Source organism: Paenibacillus sp. TAF43_2, from assembly GCF_052113545.1.
In the GTDB taxonomy this organism is placed as follows: domain Bacteria; phylum Bacillota; class Bacilli; order Paenibacillales; family Paenibacillaceae; genus Pristimantibacillus.
Map to the genome: position 1 here is coordinate 29147 of NZ_JBFRDK010000054.1, position 21836 is coordinate 50982.

21 protein-coding genes are annotated in these 21836 nt (G+C 44.1%); 1 reads left to right on the forward strand and 20 read right to left on the reverse strand.

What is annotated here, in order from left to right:
• Window positions 1-87 precede the first annotated feature (87 nt).
• The 14 genes from AB4Z17_RS14150 to AB4Z17_RS14215 form a co-directional block, all read right to left on the reverse strand.
• Window positions 88-702 carry an undecaprenyl-diphosphatase gene (locus tag AB4Z17_RS14150; protein WP_441960375.1) on the reverse strand — a complete coding sequence of 205 codons (615 nt, stop codon included), beginning with the start codon at window positions 700-702 and terminating at the stop codon, window positions 88-90.
• 310 nt (window positions 703-1012) lie between these two features.
• Complete coding sequence (gene groL, locus AB4Z17_RS14155; RefSeq protein WP_076269676.1) at window positions 1013-2647, reverse strand: chaperonin GroEL; 1635 nt, start codon at window positions 2645-2647, stop codon at window positions 1013-1015.
• A gap of 78 nt (window positions 2648-2725) precedes the next feature.
• Window positions 2726-3007 (reverse strand): co-chaperone GroES, encoded by a 282-nt coding sequence (groES, locus tag AB4Z17_RS14160; protein WP_441911650.1) that lies wholly within the window; start codon window positions 3005-3007, stop codon window positions 2726-2728.
• A gap of 302 nt (window positions 3008-3309) precedes the next feature.
• On the reverse strand, window positions 3310-4527 hold the full coding sequence (locus AB4Z17_RS14165; protein WP_441960377.1) for a DUF2264 domain-containing protein: 1218 nt from the start codon (window positions 4525-4527) through the stop codon (window positions 3310-3312).
• 16 nt (window positions 4528-4543) lie between these two features.
• Window positions 4544-5674 carry a glycoside hydrolase family 88 protein gene (locus AB4Z17_RS14170; protein ID WP_441960379.1) on the reverse strand — a complete coding sequence of 377 codons (1131 nt, stop codon included), beginning with the start codon at window positions 5672-5674 and terminating at the stop codon, window positions 4544-4546.
• A 33-nt stretch (window positions 5675-5707) separates the two neighbouring features.
• Window positions 5708-7426 (reverse strand): hypothetical protein, encoded by a 1719-nt coding sequence (locus AB4Z17_RS14175; RefSeq protein ID WP_441960381.1) that lies wholly within the window; start codon window positions 7424-7426, stop codon window positions 5708-5710.
• Window positions 7427-7614: 188 nt separating this feature from the next.
• On the reverse strand, window positions 7615-8208 hold the full coding sequence (locus AB4Z17_RS14180; protein WP_441960382.1) for a TetR/AcrR family transcriptional regulator: 594 nt from the start codon (window positions 8206-8208) through the stop codon (window positions 7615-7617).
• 70 nt (window positions 8209-8278) lie between these two features.
• A complete protein-coding gene (locus AB4Z17_RS14185) occupies window positions 8279-9445 on the reverse strand; it encodes a YhgE/Pip domain-containing protein (RefSeq protein WP_441960384.1) in 1167 nt (388 codons plus the stop codon).
• A gap of 201 nt (window positions 9446-9646) precedes the next feature.
• On the reverse strand, window positions 9647-10399 hold the full coding sequence (tatC, locus tag AB4Z17_RS14190; protein WP_076269790.1) for a twin-arginine translocase subunit TatC: 753 nt from the start codon (window positions 10397-10399) through the stop codon (window positions 9647-9649).
• A gap of 128 nt (window positions 10400-10527) precedes the next feature.
• Window positions 10528-10773 carry a twin-arginine translocase TatA/TatE family subunit gene (tatA, locus tag AB4Z17_RS14195; RefSeq protein WP_076269672.1) on the reverse strand — a complete coding sequence of 82 codons (246 nt, stop codon included), beginning with the start codon at window positions 10771-10773 and terminating at the stop codon, window positions 10528-10530.
• 54 nt (window positions 10774-10827) lie between these two features.
• The gene (locus AB4Z17_RS14200; protein WP_441911661.1) at window positions 10828-11883 is read right to left on the reverse strand and encodes a molybdopterin-binding protein; all 1056 of its coding nucleotides are present in this window, start codon (window positions 11881-11883) and stop codon (window positions 10828-10830) included.
• Complete coding sequence (locus tag AB4Z17_RS14205; RefSeq protein WP_054026672.1) at window positions 11880-12374, reverse strand: MogA/MoaB family molybdenum cofactor biosynthesis protein; 495 nt, start codon at window positions 12372-12374, stop codon at window positions 11880-11882. The genes AB4Z17_RS14200 and AB4Z17_RS14205 overlap by 4 nt, the downstream gene beginning before the upstream one ends.
• A 27-nt stretch (window positions 12375-12401) precedes the next feature.
• Entirely contained in the window at window positions 12402-12881 is a 480-nt protein-coding gene (moaC, locus tag AB4Z17_RS14210) for a cyclic pyranopterin monophosphate synthase MoaC (protein WP_339207238.1), read from the reverse strand.
• Between the two features lie 83 nt (window positions 12882-12964).
• Window positions 12965-13570, reverse strand: coding sequence for a 5-formyltetrahydrofolate cyclo-ligase (locus tag AB4Z17_RS14215; RefSeq protein ID WP_441960386.1), 606 nt, complete (start codon window positions 13568-13570; stop codon window positions 12965-12967).
• Window positions 13571-13718: 148 nt separating this feature from the next.
• On the opposite strand from AB4Z17_RS14215, the gene AB4Z17_RS14220 reads away from it, so the two are divergent.
• Window positions 13719-15653 carry an ABC-F family ATP-binding cassette domain-containing protein gene (locus tag AB4Z17_RS14220; RefSeq protein WP_339207234.1) on the forward strand — a complete coding sequence of 645 codons (1935 nt, stop codon included), beginning with the start codon at window positions 13719-13721 and terminating at the stop codon, window positions 15651-15653.
• Window positions 15654-15777: 124 nt separating this feature from the next.
• Here the strand turns inward: AB4Z17_RS14220 and AB4Z17_RS14225 are convergent, their stop codons facing one another.
• The 6 genes from AB4Z17_RS14225 to AB4Z17_RS14250 all read right to left on the reverse strand — a co-directional run bounded on the left by AB4Z17_RS14225 (window position 15778) and on the right by AB4Z17_RS14250 (window position 21147).
• Window positions 15778-16428 carry a response regulator transcription factor gene (locus AB4Z17_RS14225; RefSeq protein WP_076269667.1) on the reverse strand — a complete coding sequence of 217 codons (651 nt, stop codon included), beginning with the start codon at window positions 16426-16428 and terminating at the stop codon, window positions 15778-15780.
• Window positions 16406-18802 carry an ATP-binding protein gene (locus AB4Z17_RS14230; RefSeq protein WP_441960388.1) on the reverse strand — a complete coding sequence of 799 codons (2397 nt, stop codon included), beginning with the start codon at window positions 18800-18802 and terminating at the stop codon, window positions 16406-16408. The genes AB4Z17_RS14225 and AB4Z17_RS14230 overlap by 23 nt, the downstream gene beginning before the upstream one ends.
• Window positions 18803-18834: 32 nt before the next feature.
• Complete coding sequence (locus AB4Z17_RS14235; protein WP_339207229.1) at window positions 18835-19005, reverse strand: competence pheromone ComX; 171 nt, start codon at window positions 19003-19005, stop codon at window positions 18835-18837.
• Window positions 19006-19134: 129 nt separating this feature from the next.
• Window positions 19135-20064, reverse strand: coding sequence for a polyprenyl synthetase family protein (locus AB4Z17_RS14240; protein ID WP_441960390.1), 930 nt, complete (start codon window positions 20062-20064; stop codon window positions 19135-19137).
• Between the two features lie 48 nt (window positions 20065-20112).
• On the reverse strand, window positions 20113-20340 hold the full coding sequence (locus tag AB4Z17_RS14245) for a hypothetical protein (RefSeq protein ID WP_441911670.1): 228 nt from the start codon (window positions 20338-20340) through the stop codon (window positions 20113-20115).
• A 63-nt stretch (window positions 20341-20403) separates the two neighbouring features.
• Window positions 20404-21147, reverse strand: a complete 744-nt coding sequence (locus AB4Z17_RS14250; RefSeq protein ID WP_441911671.1) for an ABC transporter ATP-binding protein — start codon at window positions 21145-21147, stop codon at window positions 20404-20406.
• Between the last annotated feature and the right edge of the window lie 689 nt (window positions 21148-21836).

The window sequence follows — 21836 nt, forward strand, 5'->3', positions numbered from 1 at the left end:
CTATCTTTGGCTTTATTTTTTCCTATAGGCTTCTCAGCCTGATAACCGACTGGATCTATTATCTTTTTCTATGTGCATAATTTCCTCTTAATACTCCTTTGATCTATTCCCTTTCGATTTCGTTAATGGAGATAGAAGCAATTTTTCGCATTTCGCATAGCCCCCTAGCAATTGCTGAGTCAAGCTTAACTTAGGAACAACAAGGTAAACAATTGAGCTTGAAATGATGCTTATCATAGCTCCTACTAGGACATCTGCTGGATAGTGGACACCGACCCAAATACGAGAAATACCAACAAGGGAAGCTAGTATAACCCATAAAAACCACCAGCCTTTTCTGAATAACCAAAAGGAAACACAAAATGAAAAGAACAATATGGTATGATCGCTTGGAAAAGAATTATCAACGGCTTTTTCAATTAATTTATTAACATTTGCCAACTCAGCAAATGGTTGATTATTCGAATGAAATTTGCCTGCTATTTTCCCAATAATTTCAGCAAATACAAAAGCAATGGTTGCACACACAATCATCATTCTACTCTGTTTATTTCGAGTAAACCAAATGAAGACAACACCTAAAACCAAGAAATACACCGTAAACTCCGCAATGAAAACCATAGCAGGGTTTAAGTATGGATATTGTTTCCCTAGGTCATTTACCATTCTAAATAAATTAATATTTTCCTCTAAAAAATTCATTTCACACCAGCTCCTCTGCCTCTTATATCTTAAAAGACAGATAGGCAAACGACCATCGATTCCCCTAACAATTAAGGGTTCCTATGTTACATTATTGTCATTTTGTAAATTGGCTTTACTATTCACATAGGCAGTTGCCCCCGTTGGCAGCGATTACCTCCCTCTTCTCCAATATCCTTATTCACGTTGTATTTCGATAAACGCAAAAAGACCTCCCAGAATAATCTGGAAGGTCTCAAAGTTATACGATAATGATAAACAGGATTTTCACTGACGAAAACCCTTGATGTATAAGGGATTTAACCCCTTATTACATCATGCCGCCCATACCGCCCATGCCGCCCATATCTGGCATGCCAGCGCCTGCACCCTTAGGTTCAGGTTTGTCAGCAACAACCGCTTCAGTTGTCAAGAACATAGCTGCAACGGATGCTGCGTTTTGTAGAGCTGAACGAGTTACTTTAGCAGGGTCAACGATACCCGCTTCGAACATGTTAACCCATGTTCCAGTAGCTGCGTTGTAGCCTACGCCGATTTTTTCGTTTTTCAGACGCTCAACGATAACCGAACCTTCTTGACCAGCGTTCGCAGCGATTGTGCGAAGCGGCTCTTCAAGGGAACGAAGAACGATGTTAACGCCTGTTTGCTCGTCGCCTTCTGCTTTAACAGCAGCAACAGCGTTGTATACGTTAATGAGGGCAGTACCGCCGCCCGATACGATACCTTCTTCAACCGCTGCACGAGTGGAGTTGAGGGCATCTTCGATGCGTAGTTTGCGCTCTTTCAATTCTGTTTCTGTAGCTGCGCCAACTTTGATAACTGCAACGCCGCCAGACAATTTTGCAAGACGCTCTTGAAGCTTCTCACGGTCAAAGTCGGAAGTTGTTTCTTCCAGTTGAGCGCGGATTTGGTTCACGCGAGCAACGATGTCAGCGGAGTTGCCGCTGCCGTCAACGATGATTGTTGTTTCTTTAGTGATGCGGATCTGACGAGCAGAACCTAGTGATTCAACGCCAGTTGATTTAAGCTCAAGGCCTAGCTCTTCTGTAATCACTTGGCCGCCTGTTAGAGCAGCGATATCTTGAAGCATAGCTTTACGACGGTCACCGAAGCCTGGAGCTTTAACAGCTACGCAAGTGAATGTTCCACGAAGTTTGTTCACTACTAGAGTAGCTTGAGCTTCGCCTTCTACGTCTTCAGCGATGATTAGCAATTGCTTGCCGGATTGTACGACTTTCTCAAGAACCGGAAGGATCTCTTGAATGCTCGTAATTTTTTTGTCAGTGATAAGAATGTAAGGGTTGTCTAGGACAGCTTCCATTTTATCAGTGTCAGTAATCATGTATGGAGATACATAACCACGGTCAAATTGCATACCTTCAACAACTTCTAGCTCTGTAACAAAGCCTTTCGACTCTTCTACAGTGATAACGCCGTCGTTGCCGACTTTTTCCATAGCTTCAGCAATAAGTTGGCCTACTTCATCGTCAGCAGATGAGATCGAAGCAACTTGTGCGATCGATTGTTTGCCTTCGATTGGTTTCGAGATTGCCTTAAGCTCTTCAACAGCAGCTTTAACAGCTTTCTCGATGCCTTTGCGGATAACCATAGGGTTAGCGCCAGCTGTAACGTTTTTCAAGCCTTCGCGAATCATCGCTTGTGCAAGAACAGTTGCCGTAGTTGTACCGTCACCAGCTACGTCATTTGTTTTTGTAGCTACTTCTTTAACAAGTTGAGCGCCCATGTTTTCAAAAGCATCTTCAAGCTCGATTTCTTTTGCAATGGAAACACCATCATTTGTGATAAGCGGGCTTCCGAATTTTTTCTCAAGTACCACGTTGCGGCCTTTTGGACCTAGTGTTACTTTAACTGCATTTGCAAGTGCATCAACACCGCGCAGCATTGCGCGACGAGCGTCTTCGCTAAATTTAATTTCCTTAGCCATTAACAGAAACCTCCCAAAATAGTTTAAGTAGAACTGCTTAGTTTATGTGTTGCCTTCTATGTGACCCTAAGCGGGTTGTTATTCAAAAATCGCGTGAATTTCGCTTTCTTTCATAATCAAATACTCTTTGCCATCGTATTTGATTTCAGTGCCTGCATACTTGGAGAAAAGAACGCGGTCGCCTTCTTTGACTTCAAGAGCAATACGAACACCATCTTTCAGCGTGCCGCTTCCAACTGCAATCACTTTGCCTTCTTGCGGCTTTTCTTTCGCCGAATCCGGCAATACGATACCGCTAGCGGTTGTTTCTTCTTTCGCGATTGCTTCGATCAATACGCGTTCACCCAAAGGTCTGATCATTGAAAATAGCCTCCTTCAAAATTTGTCGCTGCTTATATTCTCGTTAGCACTCGAAACCTTCAAGTGCTAACAACTATTTTTATCATACTCATTTTCGTTATTAATTTCAAGTGCTTGGTTTCATTTTTCCGTTTATTTACACTAGGCAGAAGGAACTAAATCTTTTTTGTGCAGATTGGCACGTCCATAGTCATTCGCTCAAGCTATTATTATGCGCCAACTATATCTTGAGAATACGATAATGTTCAGATCGTTTCCCTACAGAAATATCTTTTTAAAACGACCTCAGGATCAGTAAAAATTCACTTCAAAGCCGCATCGATGCCAAAAGCCTGTCCTGACCACGCCTTTTTAGAAGTCCAAGCCTCGTCCGCTCCACTCCAAAATGGATGCTCGCTTGCAAGGCCAAGCGGCAAGAACACCGCAGCGCATAAATAGAGGCTTCCCGTTGATATGTATCGCTCGCCAACATCTCGCTGATGTCCGCAGAAGCCGATTGTAAGCCATCCATCCGCTGTAAAATTGCCTGGCACTTCAAGTGTTCTACGAATCGCTGCGGTAAGCGCACAGCGTACCTGAGATGCTGTGACGGACGCCGGCAAATCATCATTTAGGGCATGCTGAGCTAGGCTTTGAAAGGCTCCGAAACGATAGGCAAGCGAACGTCCAATTGGCGGGTATGTTCCATCCGTTCCAATTAGCCGCTCAAGCACTTCTGCATAACGCCGTGAACGGCTCGCAACAGCACCCTGCATGGCTCGCCATTCCTCGTGCTCATCACCTGCTGCGGCAAGCACATCGACCAGCATCGGCTGAATAACGAAGCTGTTATAGTAATCCCAGTGGAAATCCGGACCATCACTATATGCGCCGTCACCCAAATACCACTGCTCATGCTGCTTCAACGCGTAATCGATCCGCATCGGGTCCCAGTCACGCTCGCCAAGCTTAAGCAGCGCCGCTTCAATCGTTGCTGCAAAAAGCAGCCAATTCGAGAAGACAGGCTTTCTCGATCTCGTTTGCTTCAGCGCCGTAATTACATTTGCTTTCACACGATGCTCCAGCTTTTCACCAAGCTCTTTCGGAGCACGCAATATCGCAAGCGCCAAAAAAGCAGCATCGACAATCGGCTGGTATCCATCGCTGAAGTTCATATAGTCTGGCGAAGCTGGATCAGTGCCCGCATCCACTGCTTCACGAGCAAGCGCGGCATAACGAATTCGCAGCTCCTCTTCGTGTCCATTAATGTGCTGATTCTCAAGCCATGGAGCCATGCCGGATAAAAGGCGTCCTAACGCTTCCAAATGCGTGAATTTCGCTCGGTCAGCTTTAAGTTCAGCGGCTGCTTTCTCGTCACCAGCTTCTCCAGCAGTTATTGCGATTTCTATAGGCATCGTCTCTTTAAGACGGCGCTCCGCAAGGGCGTTAAGCACAGGTTCGCCAATAGCGAGCATCTGCTCCAGCCAGTATTTGCGCATAGGAAGCGTTTCGTTTATCTGTGATCCACTTTCGATTTGCATGTTCGTTACCTCTCCTCTACCAGAATGTCGAGGAATCCCCTCTTAATCGCGCTAAACCTTCTACGAAGAAATAGTCGCCATAAATAAGCGGCACATCAATGTTTCTCCGCTCTGGATAATGGCTTGTCCCATGCAAAATCAAGCCTTCCTCCGCCTCATCATCCCATGCGCCGTAATTCTCGTACAATGAACGTAATATTCGCTCGCCAGCCGCTTGATATAGCTCCGATTCTTCTGCAGGAACTGAGCTTGCGATTTCGAGCAGACCGCAGGCAGCACAAGCGCCAGCTGACGTGTCGCGATAACGTTCTACACCTGATGGCAGGCGGAAATCCCAATGCGGAACGAAATCCTCAGGCAAGTTCGCAAGGAAGAAATGAGCAACCCGCTTCGCCGCCTCCAAGTACCGAGCCTCGCCCGTATACCTATAACTAAGTGCCATTCCGTAAATCGCCCACGATGCTCCGCGCGACCACGCTGAGTTTGGCGCAAAGCCTTGTCCGCCGTTCACACTTACAAATTCACCCGTATGCGGGTCAAAGACTACAATATGATTAACCGAACCGTCCGTCCGTATAAAATGCTCCAGCACCGTATCCGCATGCTCCATCGCCAAATGCTTAAATCTTGGATCTCCCGTTGTCTCGCTTGCCCAGTAGAGTAAAGGCAGGTTCATCATGCAGTCAATAATCGCCCAGCCCTCGTTGCGGTCTCCTTCGCCCCAAGGATTCCAAGCTCTAATATAATTTCCTTTTACATTAAATCTTCCGCTGAGTACACTAGCCGCTAACAACGCTCGTCTACGGGATTGCTCTTCACCAAGCAGCTTATAGCGGGCTACACTCGTTAGCGACCACATGAAGCCGATGTCGTGATCCAAGCGATCATATCCGAACAATACTTCATCCAATTGCTGCTCGCATGCCTCGGCAATATCTTTATATCGATCATCCTTCGACTCTGAATCACGATACAGCAGCCATAACAAGCCCGGCCAGAAACCAGCTGTCCACCACTGAGGCGCCTCAAGCACATACGTTCCATCGACGCTTGCATGCGGAAATCTTGCACCAATCCGATTGCTCGTTCTCGTAACCTTCTCATGTACATTTGCCCAAGCTTCATTTACCCAATTGATCTGCTCCATATCCTTACTCGCTCCTCGCATCGAATATTGTAGTTATGATTCAAATTGAAAAATAAAATTTGCAATCAACGGCACTTCAACTGCTGCTTTCCATTCAAAATCAAGCGTATACCAGAATCGCTCAACGCCATAATGATCGATATCGCTCCTTGCGGTAACGACCGGCTTCCAATCCTGATGATCATAATTAATGAACAATTGGCGTTGTCCTGTTAAAATCACTCGGCCTTCCTCCGCCAGCTCGGGAACTAGAAACGTAATGAACCGTTCTGTAATGGAATGGCCATATGCAGAGCTGATTTCCAGCGCAAACTTATCCGTACTCGCATTTGTTGACGCTTCCATAACTGCTGCTCGAAACGCAGCCCCATTTTGCTGATGAGAGCCGTCTATAATAGGAACCGAATGGCCCTGAGAGCCATTGCTCCAAATTGAATACCGTTCCGGGCCAAAATATTTCGCCGTATATTTTCCGCTGCCCAAATCCGCTAAATAAGCTTGTCCATCCGCATGTAAGATGAAATGGCCCACGTCATTGTGGTTATGAGGCTCCTCATTATGGCCCCCTTTTGCCGCAAAGCTGTAGTTGCCGCCGTTCTCGCTTGCATGTCTGGACAGAAGCCACTGCACATTAGATAAGTAATAGGACACGGCAGGCCAGATCGTTTTACTTTCAGTCGCCGCCATCCATTCTTCTTTTACCCACATCAAATTACGAATCGCCGGCGCCCAGCGTCCGCAATGATCAGCAGCATACTCCGCTCTAAGGCTCGCATCCGGTACAATGACCTCTGCAAACTCCTGATGCAGACAACAGCTGAGCCCCATAAATATACCGCTTTCAGGACGCGAATCACTAAAGTTAACGACCGTGCTGCTTCCCGTAAAACATTTCTGCTGAAAAAGTGCAATCTCCTTCACCTTGTTCGTTGCAAATAAGTTGATTTCCCCAGCTGTTGCCCTCTTTAACATCTGAGCAAAATATACATAATATCCGAAACCATACTGCCAATATAAATAACCTTCCGCGCACGCGCCGTCATTGCCAAATCCACTCAAATAACAATCAAGCGAATGAAGCACACGTTCCAGCACTTGCGACAGCCTATGCGAATCCTCAATGAGATAAAGCGCCGCTGCCCCAACCGAACCCGCGCATACAGCCGCCCAATTGTGATCCGCTGTCTCCCAACCGTATGGACCTTGCTCCAAAAAAGGACGGAATAGGCGATTCTCTACCTCTGCCTCTATACGCCTTCGCAGCAAGTCCGGCAAGCGGTCGCCTAATAACAACTTAATCTCACTTAGTGCAAACCCGGTCTCCGCCGAAAATAAATCGATGTCCAGCCTGTCTGATCCTTCATTAAAATGAGCAGGCAGACACCAAGTAAATTCATTGCAAACCGACCAGATCATATTAAGAGCGGCAACTTCGTAGTCTGCATTTCCCGGCTCCTGCAGCGCCATAATGACATACGAATTCAGTCTTTTTCGCCTTTCAAAATATACACGTTCATAAGCTAAGCGCTCTCCCGTATCTCCATAAACACGAAAGAGAGAGTAGGTGAGCTCGGGATTAGGGGTAAGCATGAAGCGATCGGCTTCCCTTTTAATCTCTTCAAGGAGCTGTTCATTAATGGACGGATTCCACAGTTGCGAACTTGGCTTCTGCGTTTCGCCGCCTGAGGCAAGAAGCGTCAGCCCTTTTTTCCTATGCTGCTCCAAAATCTCCTGTATCCGTTCACGTTTCATTTGTATAATCTCGCTCCTATTCTGCCTGCGCAGCTGCTGGCTTTATACTAAACGGGCATTATGCGAAACTCCATACTTTCATAATCGTTGCACCTAAATTGTACCAGTAGTTTATGAATAGCAGAAGGCTGTAACAAAAAAAAATACCGTACGGCGATTTCTCGCGCACGGTATTTTATGGTTTTCAGCTATTCGCCTCTATAGTACAATCCACCCAAAATAAATAAGGTTAAATCCTCGACGATCGCTTCCTTTGATGAACGTTCTTCTTCGTGCAAGATAGCCCAATATTGGCTATTCCGATGAAAGAGCAACGTACCGATAATGGAAAACAAGGTGTTATCTAAGGAGTTGAATTGAAATAAACCTTGCTCCCTGCCCTCTTTGAGCCAGTAGCGGAGCTTTCCCCACATCGGCATCACATGCTTGCGTATCTTTTCAATTCGATCCGTGTTCATGATAACTTCTTGCTGAATAATGTTAATTAATTGATAGTCGCTGTAGCGGAAATTAGTTACCTCGCGAACAATAAGTCTAACTCCCTCTACCGGATCTAGTTGCATGGGGTCTAGCTCGGCAATTTGATTGTTTGGAAAATAATAATCAAATAAAGCATAGAACATATTTTCTTTCCCGCCAAAATGATACGAGACAAGCGCAACGTTAGCTCCAGCCTCTTCGCATATTTGCCTAACGGTCGTTTTATCGAAGCCATTTTCCGCAAACAGCTTTTTGGCAGCTGACAATATTCTAATTTTAATATCCGCATCTCCTGTTGTCATGACGGGCCCCCATAAAAACAATATCTTTTATTTTGAACCACTTCTAAGCCAACAGCAAACTGCATTTGAATTATCGTTTTTGCCCTGCAATAACTGCTGTAGGCTGTACTACAGGAGCGGCTTGGCGCTTCAGCGCAACCGCAGCTACGCTAACCGCAAAGGCAACGACAGCAATAACGCTAAGTGACAAAGAGTCAGCTGTAGCCGCTGGGCCGCCGAACAAAATATTCATCGTACCTTCAACTGCATACGTCGCTGGAAGAATATCACCAAGCTTGACGTAAAAGTCGGATAACAATTCACGCGGTACGATCGCACCAGAAGTAACAAGCTGTGCCGACAATAAAATAATATTGAACAGCATGCCGCTTAAACCAAACAAGTAAATAAACATTTGCGAAACGAATATAAATGTTAATACGAACATCAGCTGGAACAACCAAATATGAAGAAATCCTTGTTCCATCTGACCGCCAAATGCAGCAAGCAAGGAAGAACCTACTAACGAAACAATGACACCTGCTCCTACATTAATTACGCTTCTTGCGCCGAAACGTTTCCATCTGCTTGTTGTTGCTCCTAGTGAAAGGGACGATTGCTCAAAATTCATACCCATGATCATCGCGCCGACATAAGAAGCAAGCACCAGCATCATCGGAACCATTTGATTGTTCATTCCTTGTATTACGTTCGTTGACTGAATTTCAGATTTAACACGCTCTGACAATCCTTGTGCCGCTGCTCCAGCTTGCTCTGCTGGCAGCTGCATGTTGCCAAGTACCGTTTGAATGCCGCCCGTTACGGCCTGTTTATTTACTTCTGCTGTTATTTGCCCGGCTGCACCACTCATAATACTTTTAATCAGTGCTGGATTTGATTCGTTTATTACATATTGAATGGAGGCTGTACCGTCGGCTGCTGAAGCCTTCTGAGAGAAATCCGCCGGTATCCATACGACCATCTGCAGTTCACGCTCATTCAACTGCTGCTTCGCCTCATCAATGCTGCTGATTTCACTCATGTTAAAAGGCAAGTTCTGAACAAGGCTGCCAGCAATCTTCTGTCCCATCTGTGCATCTTCATTCACAATAGCAATACGCAAATTTTGTACGCGGTCCGTAACACCGTTATAACCTGTCATCCAAATGACCGAAAAAATAACCTGGAACATGATTGCCGTAAATATACCAACGATAGTCGTTGGACGTTTCATAAAAGCAATTAGTGCATTTTTCAATATGATCCACTCCCGTTTTCTCTATTTAAACAATTGTTTTAAACAACTGTTTAAATATTATGCGGAAATGACGTTTTTGTCAACCACTCAAAAACGCCTTCGGCGTCCTCTGGATGCTAAAGCAGCTTTGACGGAGAACTATAAGCCCTTTATAAGCTTCTTATATAAAAAAAGAAGAAGAGGACATTCCCCTTCTTCTTCCTATGCTTCAGACATTGACTCGCCATACTCCGCTTCCCATTTTGCATCAGCGGCAAGCTGCTTTTTGTGTACCGAGCCTGATAAGAACACACTAATCTCATATAGAACGAGTAATGGGATTGCCACTAATATGTCCGATATGAAATCCGGCGGTGTAATCATAACTCCGATAAGCACCATGATGAAATACGCTAGACGGCGCATTTTGCGCAGCCGCTGTGGATTCACTAAACGAATAGCTGTCAAAAACATGATGACAAGCGGCAGTTCGAATAACAGCGATATCGGAATGAGCAGATTAAACATAAACGTAAAATACTGCGCGATGCCATATGTCTCTTCAAGATTTAAATGCTGTGATACTGTTCTTGTAAAATTAAAAGCGAGTGGAAAGACGACAAAATAAGAAAACGCCAATCCAATTAAAAACATGATTAGTGCAAACGGAACATATTTAAGCGTAGAACGCTGCTCGTTCTTGCGCAAAGCCGGCTTTACGAATGCCCAAAGCTGATATGCAATAACAGGCAAAGAAATAATTAAAGCGATGACAAATGCAAATTTCATATACATGCCAATGCCATCCCAAAGGGAAAACGTATGTAACGAAATTGTATTAGCAGGCTTCTGGCTCATTAGAAAGTTATAGGTAGGCTGTGCAAATATAAGTCCGACGACTAAGCCTAACGTTAAAATAATAAGCACGTAAATGATCCGCTTGCGCAGCTCGCCAAGATGCTCCAAAAGCGGCATCAGCCCTTCTTCTCGAAGAAGCGCTTTACGTGATTTATGCTCCGATTTGCTGTTTCCTTCCGATCCCACCTGCACGATACCTCCTTCGCCTAGCGGTAAACTTTTTTTCAAGAAAAAAGCGGGCCCGATTAATCCGGCAGCCGCTTATTGTCTTTATCACTATTTTCCGAGCGACTCACTTCAACACGGCTCGAATCTTTGTCCTTGCGGTCACGGTCACGATCATCATCATCCATGATCTCTCTTGCTCCGGATTTAAACTCACGCAATGTCCGCCCGAATGCACGTCCAAGTTCTGGTAGCTTGTTTGGTCCAAATAGTAGCAAAGCAACCAACACAAGCAGTATAACACCTGTTGCACCAATTCCTGACATTTGCCAACCTCCTCGTAATTTTATGTAGCAGCATCATTATTAAGCAGCTCATACTTAACAGCTGTTTAAGCCGCCATATCCCATGCTGACAATATCTTCACGAACAATCGTATCTCCCGCTAGAATCCGCGGCAGCAGCACATCGAATGATGTATATGGATCATGCATGACGCAGCCTGGAAGCCCCAATATCGGCACTCCGTTTAAATAACCAATAAGCAGCATTGAGCCTGGCAGCATCGGAGTTCCATAACTCACGATATTCGCGCCTGTTTCCTTTATGGCTCCAGGAGTGCGATCGTCGGGATCTACCGACATTCCGCCAGTCACTAGTATCATATCATAACGTTGTGCAAGCAAATAGTGTATTTCCTTGACAATTGTTTGTCGATCATCGGGTGCAAATCGCTGCTCTGCCACTTCTGATCCAAGCTCCTCAAGCTTGCTTCTTACTGCCGGACCAAATTTATCTTCAATTCTTCCGTTAAAAACTTCGCCGCCCGTCGTCAACAAACCGACGCGAAATTTACGGAAAGGGCGAACGCGCAGCGGTGAAGCTCCGCCATTCGCTTCACGGTATTCGGCTGCAAGCCTCTCCACCGTCTCCACCTTCGATTTGGGTACGACAAGCGGAATGGCTCTTGTTGCAGCCAGCGCTTGTCCCGGCTTAACGACTGTTTTTGCCTTAATCGTTGCTAATGCAATTTCACCCAGCTCATTAATCGCATCAACTAACGCCTTATCAATCTCCGCAAGGCCTAGCTGGTTTGCTTTAATGCTCACCTTGCCCTCATGCGGCTCTGAAAGAACGAGTTTCTCGTCATACAACGCTTCAGCCATTCGAATGGCTGCATCATCCTCATGAAGCTCGTTTTCTCCAAGCTCCATAATATAGATATGCTCCTTGCCAATATCGAGAAGATTAGGTATGTCCGCTTCTACCACGACATGGCCTCTTTTGAACAATCGACCCTTAAACTGGCCTGGGATAATTCGCGTTAAATCATGAGCCAGTCGCAGCCCGATCGCATCATATACGGAAACTTCTCTTAGCGTAGTCGATCCATGCTGCTCCGTTCCGTTCTCTGCATGATGCTGCTGCTGACTCATACGCTATGTTCCCCCAGTTCTCCGGATAAAATGCCCAGAGCATGCGGCAATTGATCCATGATCGCCATTAAGCTCTCATGTACGCCCTTTGGGCTCCCAGGCAAGTTAACGATTAGTGAGCTGCCTCTTATGCCGCAGACGCCTCTTGAGAGCATTGCTCTTCTTGTTTTTTGGAGAGCGCCCATACGCATCGCTTCCGCAATACCCGGAACTGCACGGTCAATAACCTTGAGCGTTGCCTCGGGCGTAACATCGCGCTCTGCAAGACCTGTGCCGCCCGTCGTAAGCACAAGATCCGCATGGAAGTACTCTGTCATTTCTATGATGGCTGCCATTATTTCATCCTGCTCATCCGGTACAATCCGATAATCAATAATTTCTCCACCCAACTCTTCCTCAACTAATTCACGGATAACCTGGGCACTCGTATCCTCGCGTTCTCCACGTGATCCTTTATCGCTTGCTGTCAAAATTGCTACTTTCCACCGCATTTACCATTCCTCCCATTCCTATTTCGCTCATGGGTTTGACGAAATTCGATAATCGCCGCTTTTTCCGCCCGTTTTTGAAACCAGCTGCGTAGGACCGATAACCATATCCTTTTGCAGCGCTTTGCACATGTCGTAGACCGTTAGAGCTGCGGCAGACACGGCTGTCAGTGCTTCCATTTCCACGCCGGTTTTTCCTGTTGTCTTTACTGTACCTTCTATGTAAAGCTCATCCGTTCCGTTATCGCTGAAAACCACATTGATGCCTGTGAGCGGTAGCGGATGGCACATTGGAATCCAATCTGACGTTTTTTTGGCAGCCATAACTGCAGCAACCTGAGCCACAGCCAGTACATCGCCCTTCCCAATCTTGCCAGCCTTAATTTGTTCTAATGTATCTCGGTTCATCGTTATCCTGGTTTGAGCGACTGCCGTACGGGAAGTGACTTCCTTGTCAGAGATGTCTACCATTCGCGCCCGGCCCTGCTCGTTAAAATGTGTCAACTCCACCTCAAACGCTCCTTCTAGCGCTAATGAACGGGTTCGCCTTTAACGTTCATAGCTCGCTTGGCAATCATTCAGCTGCATTTCCTCTAAACTAAATACATGTTTTTTTCAGTAATCAAGCCATCCATTTTCAAATCATGCCCCTCGAGTGGCACCTCATCAATGAGCTGCGCCTCGAACGCTATTCCAAGCCAGTACGGCTTAGAAGCATTGTTTTGAAATGATTCAGCAAAGCGGTCATAATAACCGCCTCCATAACCAAGCCGGCCCCCTTGAAGGTCAAAGGCTAGTCCCGGCACAAACACAACACCCAGCTCACAATTGTCCTTAAAAGGCTGCGCTGTATTCGGATTCGGCTCCAAAATCCCATATGCACCAGGTATCAGATCATCCCAGCTACGCAAGGTATAGAGCTCCATGGAACGATCTGCTGCGATGCATCTTGGCGCAATGACTTCTCGCCCTGTTCGCCAGCCCCATTCAATGAGACCCGACAAATCAAGCTCGCTCCGAAAAGACACGTACACCATAAACGCGCCGACCGAATGGCTTTCGATAAAAGCCATCGCTTTCGTGCAAGCTGCTTCTGACCATAATCGCCGCTGCTCGACTGGTAATTTATTTCGTTTTATTGTTATCTGACTTCGTATGTAAGCCTTATCGCCCCGTTGATTTGGTTCAACCAAAAGCATTCACCTATTCTAGTTCCCATCATTTTCTTTCATTAATTGTAGTTTAACATTGTTGTGCAACTTTCGCCAATGCTAGCGCTCGTTTATGGTACACTAATATGTAGTATGAGCATTCGTTCTTTACCATTTATTTGTTGGAGGTTTCAAAATGCTGCTGCAGGTTTCTAACGTAACAAAAAGCTACGGCGTAAATGTCGTATTATCCAATATTTCGATGCAAGTGCTGGAACGAGAACGTATTGGTCTCGTAGGTGTGAACGGTGCAGGCAAGTCTACACTGCTCAAAATCATTGCAGGCGAAATGTCCGCAGATTCTGGCGCTATTCATAAAGCCAAAGAAACTAAAATTGGTTATCTCGCTCAGAATAGCGGATTGCAATCCAATCGAACGATTGGTGAAGAAATGCTTGCCGTTTTCTCGCATCTAATTGAAGCAGAACAAGAGCTTCGTGATCTCGAAGTCAAAATTGCAGATCCCGAACTTCATCAGGATGAGAAACGTTATACAGCCATACTCGATCGCTATGCCAAGCGTTCAGATTGGTACCGCGAGCAAGGCGGTTTCGAGGTCAACACGCGTATTAACAGTGTTCTTCACGGTATGGGTTTCGGAACATTTCCAGCTGACACTTTAATATCAACATTAAGCGGCGGCCAGAAAACACGGCTCGCACTCGCTCGCATATTGCTTCAGGCACCAGATCTGCTCATGCTTGATGAGCCTACCAACTATCTCGACATTGAGACTTTAACATGGCTAGAGTCCTATCTGCGCGGATATTCGGGTGCCATCTTGGTCGTATCCCATGATCGTTATTTCCTAGATGCTCTTGCTCAAACAATTATCGAAATCGAGCGTCATACCTCCAAGCGGTATACTGGAAATTACAGCCGCTATATGGAGCTGAAAGCTGCCGAGTACGAAATCAATATGCGTCAATTCGAAAAACAGCAGGACGAAATTTCGCGTATGGAGCAATTTGTTCAACGAAATATTGTTCGAGCTTCAACGACCAAACGTGCACAAAGCAGACGGAAAGCTTTGGACAAAATGGATCGCCTGGACAAGCCGCAGGGTGATTTGAAAAAAGCACATTTCACATTTGAAATCGAGCGTTCGACAGGCAAAGACGTACTTGCTGTTAATGAGGTTTCCGTTGTTTTCCCAGGTAAGGACACACCTATCTTTAAAAATGTATCCTTCCAGCTTACTCGTGGTGAAACCGTTGCATTAATTGGTCCGAACGGGATTGGGAAATCCACACTGCTAAAGGTTATTGTCGGTCAAAATGAACCAACTACAGGTACAATTAAGTTTGGAACTCACGTCAAACTCGGCTATTATGACCAAGAACAAACGCGGCTGAACGGTCAAAATACTGTTCTTGAAGAGGTTTGGGGCAGTTACTCCCATATGGAGGAGGCACGTATTCGTACGGTGCTCGGCAACTTCTTATTTAGCGGCGAAGACGTACTCAAGCGAATTTCTTCCCTTAGCGGCGGTGAGAAAGCACGTGTATCTCTAGCGAAGCTTATGCTTGCAGAGGCCAATGTCCTTATTTTGGATGAGCCTACCAACCATCTCGATCTATTTAGCAAAGAAGTTCTTGAAGCTGCATTGCTTGACTATGAAGGAACCTTGCTCTTCATTTCGCATGATCGTTACTTCCTAAACAAGATGGCTGAACGAATTGTCGAACTAAAGTCGTCAGGTACTGATCATTTCCTAGGAAATTATGACGAAATGATAGAGAAAAAAAGTGAAATCGAAGAAGCACGGCTCGAAGCACTGTCAAAACAGGCTTCAAACTCAAAAACAACAGCCGTATCCGACATTTCACCTGCCAACTCTTACGAGGCGGACAAGCAAGCAAAACGTGAAGAACGTACACGGCAGCGTAAAGTTGAACAATTAGAACTGGAAATCGCTACGCTGGAGCAGCAAATAACCGATTTGGAATTACAGCTCACTGATCCTGCGATTTTTAATGATTACATCCGTATTCAAGAAATTCAAGCTGCCATTGAAGCTGTTAAAACCTCACTATCAACCGCATATGAGGAATGGGAGCAATACATGTAAGTTTCGTAAATCAATTCGTAAATCAATTAAAACCGGCAGCTTAAGGATAATCCTTTAGCTGCCGGTTTTATTCATTCCTATCCTACTTAACCACCTAAACAACCTAGAGTTATCTAACCTAATACTAGTATTGTTCTAAGCTGATCAAGCCTAAACGCTGTGCTTCCTTAATTGCTTCCGAGCGGGACCGCACGTTGAGTTTATCAAATATACGCGACAGCTGATATTCGACATTTCGCTGGCTAACATGAAGCATAGCTGCCAATTCTTTATTGCTAATTCCAGTAGCTACTTCATGTAATATGGTCTGTTCCTTCTCATTAATAGACACATCTTCAACAGCTACTTCTGTCCGTCCAATCGTTACTTCATGCCTTCTAAGCTGCTTCAACAGGGTAATCGGTATAACCGTGTCCCCTCTCATAGCACATCGAATCGCATTATGCAGCTGCTCTCTTGATACTGTCTTGGAAATAAAACCAGAGACGCCTGATTCGATCAGCAAGTTAAAATGCGAGCCAATCTCATAGCCCGAGTAAATAATAACCTTGCGCTCCGGATCCTGTTGAATAAGACGTTTCGTTAATTCCAATCCACTAATGCCTGGCATATTCAAATCACATAAAATGAGATCAAATTGCTGGATTTGTACAATATCGAGCGCCTCAATGGCGGACAAAACGACCGATACCGACATCTCGCTGTCTTGTTCAATCATTGTTTTGGTTCCTTCTCCGACAGAAGGATGGTCATCAACTAATAAGATACGAATCACGCGATATACCCCTCTCCGATCTACCGGCTGTCATGATCTCTGGCAGCAAGATGACAACCTCTAAGCCGTTACCGCTTTCCGAATAAAATGATATGTCACCTTCCAGACCAGTCACCCGCTCTTTAATGCCTGACAAGCCCATATGTTCAAAAGAAACACTCATTTGATTTACATCCATACCGACACCATCATCTTGATATCGGAAATATATCGTTCCTTTGCGCAGCTCAAGCTCAAGAACAACTAATTTAGCTTGAGAATGTTTGTCCGCATTACGCAGCAATTCCTGTACGATCCGGTAAATCGCCGTAATTTGTTCCTCGTTAAGCGGACGATTAAATGATTTTGCACGAAAATCCACTGCAAAGTTAACACGCATTTGAGTATGCTCGATAATCGATTCAACAGCCTCAACTACTCCCATCTCCTTCAAAAGCGGGGGACGCAGTTCATTACAAGTTTCACGAATTTGATGGATAACATCGAGCAATCCTTCTTTAATATCCTCCAGCTCGCGTCCCAAACTATTCGAAATCGGATAGTCCATCATAATGGCTTCAAGCTTCCGGTACCAAAGCAGCTGATCTTGCAGCGCTGAGTCATGCAAGTCAGCAGCAAGTTTTCTTCTCTCGTTCTCAGACAAACAGAATAGAAGGCGCAGCACCCATGGTGAAGTTGAATGCTCTTTGCGAACCTCCGACTCTAAATCCTCGATTAAGCCTTCAATTAAATATAGATTCTCAAATACGATGCTGGAATAATTGGACATCGTCTTAAGCCAACGAAGCTCGTCCGAATTAAACCGCGTATGATTGGTTTTCATGCCGATCCACAAAATATGGTACCTTGACCTTTGTCTGCCTATTACGAGACCGAGTCCATAAGGCAGCTCGATTAATTCGCCTACCTGTAAGGAATTTACAGTACCGAGCAAAAACTCAGCAGTGATAAGTTCMTCAGGATGATCGCCCATCGGGTATACGGTATTCTCCGATTGCTCAATAAGTAAAAAAGTAATCCGACTAACTGGCAGCAGATCACTAATCTCTTGTTTAAGCACAGCTTCCAAATCGCTTTGCTTCATTACTCTAGCGATTTTTCGCGAGAAACGATCCAGACTATCCTGATAACTATACATCGCCTTAAAGAGCTTAGGTCTGAACCTTTGATCAATTTGTTCCTTCCCATATAAAAACAACGTCATTCCGATGTAAATGACAAAAAATACGCCAAACCACGCGGACCATGACGGATTGTTCTCTCCTAGTAATACAAACGCTACAAGTGCCGCCACAATGACAGCTGGAATAAAGGCTAGCGCCGTATAATATTTAAATCTAGTTAGAATAAAGTCAATATCAAATAATTGATTTGAGGTAGACAGATAGAAATAAACGATAGGTAATAAGAATAGGAATAGCGCAGTAAAAGCGGCTGGAAAAACTTGGTCCTTACCAATAATTTGAGGAAGCAGGTTCATTAATGCAAACGGAGTAAAAGCAACTAGATGCGAGATCAACGTGATTGTGAACAGAGAATGCAGCTTTGTACGCCGATGCTTTATAAACTTTCGCACAAGCATATAAACGCATACAAAATTACCTATCAGCACAGAACTGCTATAGGCTATTTGAATATAGGTATAGATATTGTTTGACGCCAAATTTGTCCAGATATAAATCAAGCTTATGATCCCTACAAAACCCACAATCCCATATAAAGTGTTCAATATTGATTTACTAATAAAATGAACATCGAATCGCTTTAAATAAATGTTCATGAAGCTCATAAACAGCAATGGTATGTTGGGTAGAACCAAATAAATAATAGTAAGCCCTACAGAATCGCTTCGACTTGATGCTGCAGAACTATAGTAACTTAAGCCAATCGAAATAAAAAACAAAATAAGAATGATTACAGCCTTATCGTTCCTTCGTTTTGCATACAAAAATCCTGAAAATGCACAAAAAATAATGAGTGAAACACCAGGGATATACAACTGAATCAGCAGCTCCCATAACGAATGGTCGCCTGTCCACCCCTTGGGAAACTCAATTTTCTGTGTAACTTTATCCTTATGTAAAACAAGAACGTAATCTGCGGATTCAATTGAATTATATTTCTTTACATACTCAAACTCCTGTACTGAATTACCATTTATTTCTAAAATCTGATCGCCTATTTCAATACCTTTTACATCCGCTTGTCCCGCTGGTTCTATCGACTTAACAAAATAACGATTACCTGGCTCCTCCACTAGTACAGCACCGATTGAAGGAATTCTTACGATTACCGAGGTTAAATATAAAACAGAACCTAACAAGACAAACAGGAAGAGGATTGCAACAATTCGGTTAAATAAGTTAGGTCTCATGCACTCCTCTTCCTTCCCTACAAATCAGTATGCTAATTCCACATGTATGCGTAGCCGCTATTTTTTTCGTTTTTGTTCTTTAGTTCGCCAAGAAGAGCGCGTTGTTCAGCAACTGAAACACCTGCTACTTGCATTTGTCCACCCATAGCCATAGACATTTTTTCAGTGTTGCTTACCAACTGACGAATAGCTTCTTTTAACATATTAACTCCTCCGCTTCTCTACTACTATATTAGTAATCTTTTCTTCTTCTCTACTATAACAGGAATAGATACGACAGGAAACGCAAAAGTGATTCGTATTTACCGAAAGAGGTTTTGCGTGGTTTGTTGTTATGCATTTTTAGAGTTTATTATGTGCAAAAATTCCACTTTCCAAGGACTTATTTCCTGTATGGAGTCTACTAATTCCTCAAAGCGATTATAGTGCATCCGACTCATGACAGAGCCATATAATATAGTCCCTGTTCTTTCACAGGTTTCAAGAAAAAGCTCTCTTTTCATCGCAATTTCTTCGGAAGTTAACCGACCCTCAAAATACTCTTTAATCCAGCGATCCTCTTCTGCTTCTCCTTCTATTAAATACAGAGTAAGCAAAGTGCATTTACGTTGAAGAAAATCACTTTTTTCATCCCATCGCAGCAAATCTCGGAGGTCATTCTGAATTTGAGCTGAAATACCTATTTCTAGCGCATATTCCGCAACGGTTTCATTCCAAGGGCGACCTGCCAACATTACGCCGGCCATACACGCTAGTTGAAGAAGCGTAGCAGACTTTTGTTTTACGACATCCAAATAGGATTCCTCGTCGTTCATTTCATTCACAATATCAAGCATTTGACCATTTGCGGCCTTCAGAAGCTGCGCATTCATCATTTCTGTGAGTGCCAATCGTATTTCATGATTAGAAGTGCTGCATAAGATTGCTTGCTGCGACAAGGTTAGTAGAGAGGAGGCTACATGAATGGCTATAGGCATTGGGACTTTCATCCAAGGCTTGCTTGGAACATCCTGATCCTGCAAATCATCCAATATATCCGACGCCAAAATAAATAGTTCGACTGCAGCAGCTGCTTTTATGGGGTCTTCGCCTTTTCCGCCAAACATGCGGTAATGAATAACCGTCAATTGACCAAATCGAATCGTCTCTTCAAGCTTGTCCGCAATAAACTGCTCTGCATAACGTGCAAGAGGCTCAGCTGTAAAGAAACGCTGAACCAATAAACGCATGTGTTGACCAATGAGTGGAATACAATCGTTCACAATCGATCCTCCGCCAAATCAAGATCATTATATTATACTACTAAATCGTTACATAAACATACGCTGAAATACAGTTACAAATCGTCCTAACCGATGTAGTGTCCTTATGCCGTTGCAGTCGCCTCTGCGCTTTTGTTTTTTTTGCTTTTGATCTTCTTGCTTCTGACTCTCCCCCTCATTCATTTGATTGATTAAGTTTGTAATCATCTCCATTCTCTTCTCCAATAGTTTTCTGCGCTCGACTGACGGACTTTCGATGCGATCTCGATGATCCATTTACTAAAAAGCCCTCCTTGAGGAATACATGTGCAATAAACATACTTTTAGTTTTTGTTTTTCTTATATGCTGACACTCCCATTCATCTCAACTGCGTGATGCATATAAACGGCTTCCATTGTCATGCCGCCACCAGGCAGCTGTGCAATAAGTGTAGACGGGTTATCGCAAGTAATGAATTCTCCCTTGCGCATCACGCATACGCGATCGCAATTGCGCTGAATTTCCTCCATATCATGAGAAGCGACAATAATTGTTTTCCCTTGTTGTCTAAGAATCTGCAGCAGTGACCAATAATCACGTTTGGCTTGCGGATCCAGTCCTGTTGTGGGTTCATCCAAAAATATGATTTTTGGATCGTTCACCAATGCGATAGCTAGTGCCGTACGTTGTCTCCAACCGCCTGATAAACGTTTAACTAGTTTATCCGAATATGGACTAAGCCCAAACTGTTCAATAATGTGATCCAAATTATTTTTCCGTTTATAAAAACCTTGGAAAAGCTCCATTGCCTCTCGAACATTCATTTTATCTACTAAGGTTGTGCTTTGCAGATGAATTCCGATGTCTTCCTTCAATTTTTCTGCATCCAGCACCACATCATGTCCATAGATCCGTATACTGCCTTGGTCGGGCATACGAATCCCCATTATCATCTCTAGCAACGTCGTTTTTCCCGCGCCGTGCGTACCGATAATACCGAATATTTCACCTTCGTTTACTTTGAAGGAAACCTGATCCACTGCCTTATTCGCACCATAGTACTTGCTGACCGAGCTTACCTGAATGATCGTTTGCTTATCCATTCCTTGGTTAACCTCCATTCACACTTAAGCATTGTCTATCACTAAAAGCTATAAGGTGAGATTTATGTTTTGGTATGCGTCATAGTTTCAAGATAACGCATACCGTTAACTTTTTCACCGAAAACCTGTCTAGTAATTCACGCAATTTTTTTGCGTGACCGCAATGCTAGCGCAAAACAATAGGAAGCTTACTAATGATTCCAAAAGCTGCTATAAACAACCAATCACCATTATCCACAGAGATATCAACAGTTCTGTATAAATTGTTAGTTAATTCTGTCGATAGTACCTACGTATAAGAGTAGCATTTTAGCGGAATCCGTCGTTTTATAGGTACAATTTCTTACATTTATTTATTTTATCCACGTTATGCACATTATCCACAGTTATACACCGCAAATAATATCCCCTTTCCGTTCACAATATTGATCTTTCGTAAATCCAGTGTTTTCGGGCATTTCACTCTTTTATCCACAAAACGAAGCCTCTTTGTGGATAACTTTGTGCACAACACTAATTTTGGTAATTTTTTATTGCTATTTTCTAATTCCGATGTAAAGCAAATGTGAAGCTGAGCCTAATAAATGAATATTTTCAGCAGAATCATAAATCATTTGCATGAAATCGGAGAATTGTTTGTTTCCCTGAGACCTCCAATAATCGAACTGCTCCGTTGTAAGGGCTCCTGC